The organism is Clostridium sp. KLE 1755 (assembly GCF_000466465.2).
Classification (GTDB): Bacteria; Bacillota; Clostridia; order Lachnospirales; family Lachnospiraceae; genus Eisenbergiella; species Eisenbergiella porci.
In genome coordinates, this window is sequence record NZ_KE992733.1 from 34,342 (window position 1) to 40,860 (window position 6,519).

Below are 6,519 nucleotides of genomic sequence, written 5' to 3' on the forward strand. Positions count from 1 at the left end.
TTAACATAATAGGATAGAAATAAATGGGAGAAAAGGTGATGAAACAGAAAATATTGATCGTGGATGACGAGTACGGCATAGTAGATATGATGAAGAGTTATTTTCAGGCGCGATATGAGGTCCTGACCGCATACAGCGGCAAAGAAGCGCTGGAAAAGGCCGCCCGGAATCCGGAGCTTATTCTTCTTGACATCAACATGCCTGAAATGGATGGCCTTGCGGTTTGCCGGAGGCTAAGGGAATATATCAGCTGTCCCATTTTATTTCTGACGGCGCGGGTGGAGTCTGCGGATAAAATCAGCGGCTTTCAGGCCGGGGCAGATGATTATATCGTGAAACCCTTTGATTTGGAGGAACTGGGAGCCAGAGTGGACGCACATCTGCGGCGGGAAAAACGACGGGAGAAATGTATGACGGTCCGTTTCTTCGGTGAGCTGGCTATTGATTATTCAGCCCGGACGGTTGCGGCAGGCTGTGAACCGGTGGCCCTGTCAAAAAGGGAGTTTGATATCGTGGAGCTTCTTTCTCTGAATGAGGGGCAGGTTTTCGGGAGGGAACGTATCTATGAAACCGTCTGGGGTATTGACGGTGAAGGCAGCAGCGATACTGTTATGGAGCACATCAGGAAAATCCGGGCGAAGCTGGGCGCGCATACGCTTCATAATTATATTGAAACGGTCTGGGGGTGCGGATATAAGTGGAACGGATAAAAAATATGGGGCTAAAGAAGGCCTTTTTCCTGTTGGCCGTCATGTGTCTTTTAGGCTCCCTGCTTCTGACGGCCGCGGTCTGGGCTGGCTGCAGCGCGCTCCGTTCAGCCTTTCCCGCCGGAGGCATTGCGTTTGGCCCGGATGGGATGATAACTTATTTGGAGGAACCGACGGGGGAACAGAGGGCGGTGTCGGCGGCATTGGGGTATATCCAGATTTTTTCCTGTATTCTTTTTCCGGTCTGCGGCCTTGCCGGTGCGGGGGCCTTGTTCTACCGCCTGAAATGCAGGGCGCCGATTATGATATTACAGGAAGGTGTGCTGCGCATCAGGAAGCAGGATTTGGATTTTGCAATTCCGGTGGTGTCGGACGATGAGCTGGGGCAGCTGTGTGCGGCGTTTGAAACCATGAGAGCAGAATTATTAAAATCAAATCAGGAGCTTTGGAGGCAGGCGGAGGAACGAAAGCGGCTGAACGCGGCCTTTTCCCACGATCTCCGCAATCCTGTAACGGTCCTGAAGGGTACCGTGAAGCAGCTGCGGCAGGGGACGGCGGACGAACAGGCGCTTTCCCGGCTTGAGAGCTATACGCTGCGCATTGAGCAGTATGTGGAGGTGATGGGCAGCATCCAGCGGCTGGAGCAAATGCCGGTCTGCAAAAAGGAAGTATCCTGTGCTGTACTGCTTGAGGAGCTGGAAGAAACGGCGAGGCTGCTGGCTCCGAAACTGAAGGTGTCTGTCTGCGCTGGGGAAAAGGCGGCAGATACCGTCTCGGGGCAGCAGTCCGAGATATATAATTCTGCCCCGGGACAGCAGTCCGGGACAGGTACGGTGCTTCTGGATTATGGATTGTTTCTGACAGTGGCGGAGAACCTGCTTGGGAATGCCGCGCGCTTTGCGGAACGTGAGATAGCCCTCCGTCTCGGTATCCGGGATTCCTTCCTTACGTTATCTGTCCGGGATGACGGCCCCGGCTATCCCGCCGCTCTCGTGCAGGACGGGCCGAAACCCTTCTGAAAAATGAAGGAAGATGCGGAGCACTTTGGCATGGGACTGTATGTCTGTCGGATGATCTGCATGAAACATGGCGGAACGCTGACGCTGAAAAATGTACAGGGTCATGGAGCGGCCGCAACGGCGGTTTTTCAAATTAATAAATAGCCTTGAGCGTTTCTTGAGATCCATGCGCTACACTCTCCTTATTACTTGGAAAAGGAGAGTGTTTTTTTATGAACATAACGGCAAAGGGACTGACAAAGATTTACGGCAGCGGCGAGAACCGGGTGGTGGCTCTGGATAAAGCGGATTTACAGATCGCCTCGAAGGAATTCATTTCCATAATGGGGCCGTCGGGAAGCGGGAAGAGCACGCTGCTCCACCTGCTTTCCGGGCTGGACAGGCCGTCCTCGGGCAGCCTGACTTACGATGGCAGGGATATTTACAGCATGGGCGACAGGGAGCTGTCCGCCTTCCGGCGCAGGCGCATCGGTTTTGTATTCCAGCAGTTTAACCTGCTCCCGGTACTGACGGCCAGGGAAAATATTATCATGCCCCTCCTGCTGGATAAAAAGCAGCCGGAGGAAGCCTATGTAAAGCGGCTCACCGATGTCCTGGGGCTTGGCGGCCGCCTGACGCATCTGCCGGGGGAGCTGTCCGGCGGGCAGCAGCAGCGGGTGGCCATTGCACGGGCGCTGATTGCGCAGCCTGACATTATTTTTGCCGACGAGCCGACAGGCAACCTGGATAACCGCAGCGGCAGCGAGGTCATGGAGGTATTGAAGAATATCTGGGAGGATATGGATAAATCCCTCGTAATCATTACCCACGACAGCCGTATAGCGCGGATGGCAAAACGGCAGTTCCATATCACAGACGGCGTGCTTTCGGAGGTGACGGCAGGATGAAATCATATCGCACACTGGCTTTTAAAGAGCTTCTGGCACAGAAAATGACCTCTTTTTTAATTCTGGCTGCAATCATCCTGTCCACGGCGATGACAACAGTGATCGGGCAGTCCGCCGGCGTTCTTTCCGCCATGCGGCAGCAGCAGGCCATCGCGATTGGAGGCGACCGTTATGCGACGTTTGTGCAGATGAATGAGGAGCAGGCGGAGGCTCTGCAAAACGATCCCAGGCTTTCTTATACGGGGGTGTCCGTAAGCCTGGGCACGGTGGAATTGAGCAGGGCGCTTCATCTGGATCTGATTGAGTTCCGGGATGGCAGCGGGAAGATTTTTCCATCCTTTACGCGGCTACGGGAAGGAAGGCTGCCGGAACGGGCGATGGAAATCGCGCTGCCGGAGGATGCGCTGCGTCTGATGGGGGTTGAGGGCAAGGTGGGCGATACCATTACCCTCACGGCGGCAAAAACGCTCCGGCATGGCGTTGAAACAGAAGAATTGACGTATCAGTCTAATTTTATCCTTACAGGGATTACTGAGAGCAATTATATGGGTTATGCGGCGGGAATCGTCTGCGGCATTGTGGGAGAGGGGACGGCGGAACAGGTCCTGCCGGATTCCTATATTTACTATCTTGTGGACATCCGCACCTCTGAAAAGGGCGCCTTTCAGGATACTATGGATGATCTGGTTTCACGTCTTCATGTCCATGAGCTGGACACAATCTATAATGTGACGTATCTCAGGGCTTTGGGGATACCCTATGATGAAGAGGCCGCCGATACGGAGGTTTCGGATCAGGGCTTTCCATTTCTGACGGTGGCGGGCCTTCTGGCGGGGACGTTGGTCCTGCTGGCAGCGGGGCTGGTCATTTATAACATTCTGAAGATCGCCGTATCCAAACGGATCAGACAGTTCGGGACGCTGCGGGCCATGGGAGGAGAAAAAGGACAGCTCTACGCCATCGTCACCACCGAAATCCTCCTGTTATGTATTGGCGGAATCCCCGCCGGAATGCTGTTGGGGATGTTTTCGGCAGAGGGGATTCTGTCCGCCGCGGCCGGAATGCTGTCACCGGACATTTTTTTAGTGAACGATACCGCACAGCTGAAACGGCTGATTGCAGAAAACAGCGGCGGGAAAGGCCTTTTCCTTGCGCTGAGCGCCGTTATCACTTTAGGCTTTGCTTTGATTGCGGCCCTGCCTGCCGCCCGGTCGGCTGCGAATGTGCCGCCTGTCGTGGCGATATCCCATACCGATACCAGAGTCAGGCGCAGAGGGCGGAAGGTGAAACGGATCAGGAGCTTTGAAGCTTATTATGCCCGTCTCAACCTGAAAAGGAACAGGGGGCGGATGGCCATTACCATATTATCCCTGGTTATGAGCATTACTGTTTTTATTGCCCTGCAAAGCTTTGTTTCCCTGCTGAATACGGCAGGCTCATTGGAGGAGGCGCATCTGGGGGATTATTCCGTGATCAATGAAACCGTTGGCTTTACTCCGGAGATATTGGAAGAGCTGGAACAAAATGAAAATGTGGAGGCCGCCGCCGCTTTGCAGCTTTCCATATACTTGCAGAACGATGAAAACAGAATAGAAGAGATGGCCCTGGATTTTTCCCTGCAGCCAGGCGAAACCTTTCAGGTCGCCGGACTCAGCGGGCTGTATATGGATAAATTTTTCAAAGCACAGCTTACAAAAGAACAGCTGGAGGCTTTGAAAGCCGGTGAGGGCTGCGTAATCCGCAACCCTGTCCCTTTTGCCTATGACGGGAAGCAGGTTCCCAGAACCGGCATCCGGGCAGGGGAAACCATCCACGTTAGGGGAAAGGAAATCCCTGTTCTGTATGTGCTGGACGATTACGGCGGCTATATCAGCATCGGAAGCAGCGGGTTTGTCAACGGTGTTCAGATGATTGTAAACAACGGCCTGTACACAGAGCTTACGGGCAAAAGCGTCTATGAGGAGATACTTCCTGTTTTGAAAAAGGATGCGGACAGAAAAGCATTCGACACCACGCTGGAGGAGCTGTCCCGCCGGATACCGGGAACCAGCTGTCTCTCCTTTGAGCAGACGGACAAACAGCTGGAGGAAAGCTTCGCCCAGATTAAAATGCTCGCCTGGGGGCTGATACTTTTTATAGGACTGATTGGGCTGCTTAACATCGTTAACACCGTCTATACCAATATCCACACGAGGATTAATGAAATCGGGACACAGCGTGCTATCGGCATGAGCGTGGGAAGCCTTTACCGGACCTTTCTCTGGGAAGGTGTTTATTACGGCCTGATCGCCGCCATTCTCGGATGCGCCGCCGGATATATCTGCACTGTTTTTGTACAGGCGGCGGCGCAGGAGGAACTTAGCCTGGCGCCTTTGCCCTTTCTTCCGATGGTTCAGGCCACGGCTCTTTCAATCACAGCCTGTCTGGCGGCGACCTGCATCCCTTTAAGGAAAATTGCCGGGATGAGCATAGTTGGGGCTATAGAAAATCTGGAATGACAGAGTATGGTGATTCTTTGAAGCTGATCAGAGAGGAGCGTTATTTGCCATTCCAGAAGAAATAGATGAACTGGTCCTTTAAAAGAAAAGCCGGTCCCCGGAGATTGTTTCTCGGCTTCGGGGATTGGTATTTTTGTTTTATGGATTCAGCAGCCAGTCAATAACATTGATTACTTTGATGCCGTTGTAATTGCCGGCGGTGAATCTGTCCAGCGTGAGGACGGTTTTTTCATAATTGTCACGGATGGATTCCAGCGGCCTCATTTCCCTGGAGAAGGTTTCTTCAGAGGTCATGTCTGCAGTTACCTGGAAATAGCAGCAGGCATCCTGACTGTGTGCGACGAAATCAACCTTCGTGTTTCCTGATTTTCCGATATTGATCTGGCAGCCGCGGCGCAGCAGCTCAAAATAGACAATATTTTCAATGGAGAAGTCTAAATCGTACTTCTGCCGGGGAAGCATGTGGCTGCGCAGCCCCAAATCAACAACGTACCATTTGGAATTGGATTTCAGAAGTTGTTTTCCAACGATATCGATACGATCGGCTTTATAAAATATAAAGGATTCCTTCAGGGCTTCCATATAATCACTTACGGTGTTAGGGGAGATTTTACGTCCGTTTGAGGTCAGATAATCCGTAACACTTTTAACGGAGACGGGACTGCCGACCACACTTGCCAGATAGCGGGCGATTGTTTTCAGCAGTGCAATATCGGTTATTTTCCGCTTGGACGGATCATTTTCCCTGCGGTTCTGCCGGTCTTCGATATCCTTTATTATAACGGTATTATAAATACCCTCCAGATAGACCGCAGCCTTTTCCGGTGTCTTTTTCATTGTGGACAGATATGGAAAGCCGCCGTAGCGCATATAATCCGCAAAAGCGGCATCAGGTGACAGCTCAGGAGCCGTTAAAGCATAATAATCCCGGAAGGAAAACGGCAGCATGGAAATCTCCACATATCTTCCGGTCAGCAGTGTTGCCAGATCACCGGAAAGCATATAGGCATTAGAACCGATGATGTAGATATCCGTCATATCCTTTATATAGATACTGTCTACTGCTTTTTCAAAGGAATCCACTTTCTGGATTTCATCCAGAAAAATATAAGTCATTTTCCCCTCGCAGAGCCGTTCTTTTATATAACGGTACAGAGCTTTGTAGTCCAGCAGCTCTTCATATTCCAAATCTTCAAAATTGATGGAAATAATCTGTTCCGGTAAAATACCACTCTGCAGAAGCTTTTCCTGATATTGCTTTAGCAGAGTGGATTTACCGCATCGGCGGATTCCGGTGACTACTTTGATAACCTGTTCGTCTTTCCAGTCATATAGACGCTGTAAATATTCTTTTCGCTCAATCATCGCATCTGCCTCCTGTTTATTCCCGCGAGCAACGAGCCAAGTA

At 51.7% G+C, this 6,519-nt stretch carries 5 protein-coding genes; 4 read left to right on the forward strand and 1 reads right to left on the reverse strand.

Features of this window, described 5'->3' with window-relative positions; genetic code table 11:
* The first annotated feature begins 38 nt into the window (after window positions 1-38).
* The 4 genes from HMPREF1548_RS17645 to HMPREF1548_RS17660 all read left to right on the forward strand — a co-directional run bounded on the left by HMPREF1548_RS17645 (window position 39) and on the right by HMPREF1548_RS17660 (window position 5,111).
* Window positions 39-710, forward strand: a complete 672-nt coding sequence (locus HMPREF1548_RS17645) for a response regulator transcription factor (protein ID WP_035322738.1) — start codon at window positions 39-41, stop codon at window positions 708-710.
* Window positions 711-715: 5 nt separating this feature from the next.
* Complete coding sequence (locus tag HMPREF1548_RS17650; RefSeq protein ID WP_021637760.1) at window positions 716-1,726, forward strand: HAMP domain-containing sensor histidine kinase; 1,011 nt, start codon at window positions 716-718, stop codon at window positions 1,724-1,726.
* Window positions 1,727-1,938: 212 nt separating this feature from the next.
* On the forward strand, window positions 1,939-2,613 hold the full coding sequence (locus HMPREF1548_RS17655) for an ABC transporter ATP-binding protein (protein WP_021637762.1): 675 nt from the start codon (window positions 1,939-1,941) through the stop codon (window positions 2,611-2,613).
* Window positions 2,610-5,111, forward strand: a complete 2,502-nt coding sequence (locus HMPREF1548_RS17660; RefSeq protein ID WP_021637763.1) for an ABC transporter permease — start codon at window positions 2,610-2,612, stop codon at window positions 5,109-5,111. The genes HMPREF1548_RS17655 and HMPREF1548_RS17660 overlap by 4 nt, the downstream gene beginning before the upstream one ends.
* 138 nt (window positions 5,112-5,249) lie before the next feature.
* On the opposite strand, the gene HMPREF1548_RS17665 is transcribed toward HMPREF1548_RS17660, so the two are convergent.
* Window positions 5,250-6,476, reverse strand: coding sequence for an ATP-binding protein (locus HMPREF1548_RS17665; RefSeq protein WP_035322726.1), 1,227 nt, complete (start codon window positions 6,474-6,476; stop codon window positions 5,250-5,252).
* Between the last annotated feature and the right edge of the window lie 43 nt (window positions 6,477-6,519).

What these genes read in the sequence shown, in the direction of transcription:
- HMPREF1548_RS17645 (WP_035322738.1), top strand. Translation starts at nt 39, where the DNA reads ATGAAACAGAAAATATTGATCGTGGATGACGAGTACGGCATAGTAGAT.
- HMPREF1548_RS17650 (WP_021637760.1), top strand. Translation starts at nt 716, where the DNA reads ATGGGGCTAAAGAAGGCCTTTTTCCTGTTGGCCGTCATGTGTCTTTTA.
- HMPREF1548_RS17655 (WP_021637762.1), top strand. Translation starts at nt 1,939, where the DNA reads ATGAACATAACGGCAAAGGGACTGACAAAGATTTACGGCAGCGGCGAG.
- HMPREF1548_RS17660 (WP_021637763.1), top strand. Translation starts at nt 2,610, where the DNA reads ATGAAATCATATCGCACACTGGCTTTTAAAGAGCTTCTGGCACAGAAA.
- HMPREF1548_RS17665 (WP_035322726.1), bottom strand. Translation starts at nt 6,476, where the DNA reads ATGATTGAGCGAAAAGAATATTTACAGCGTCTATATGACTGGAAAGAC.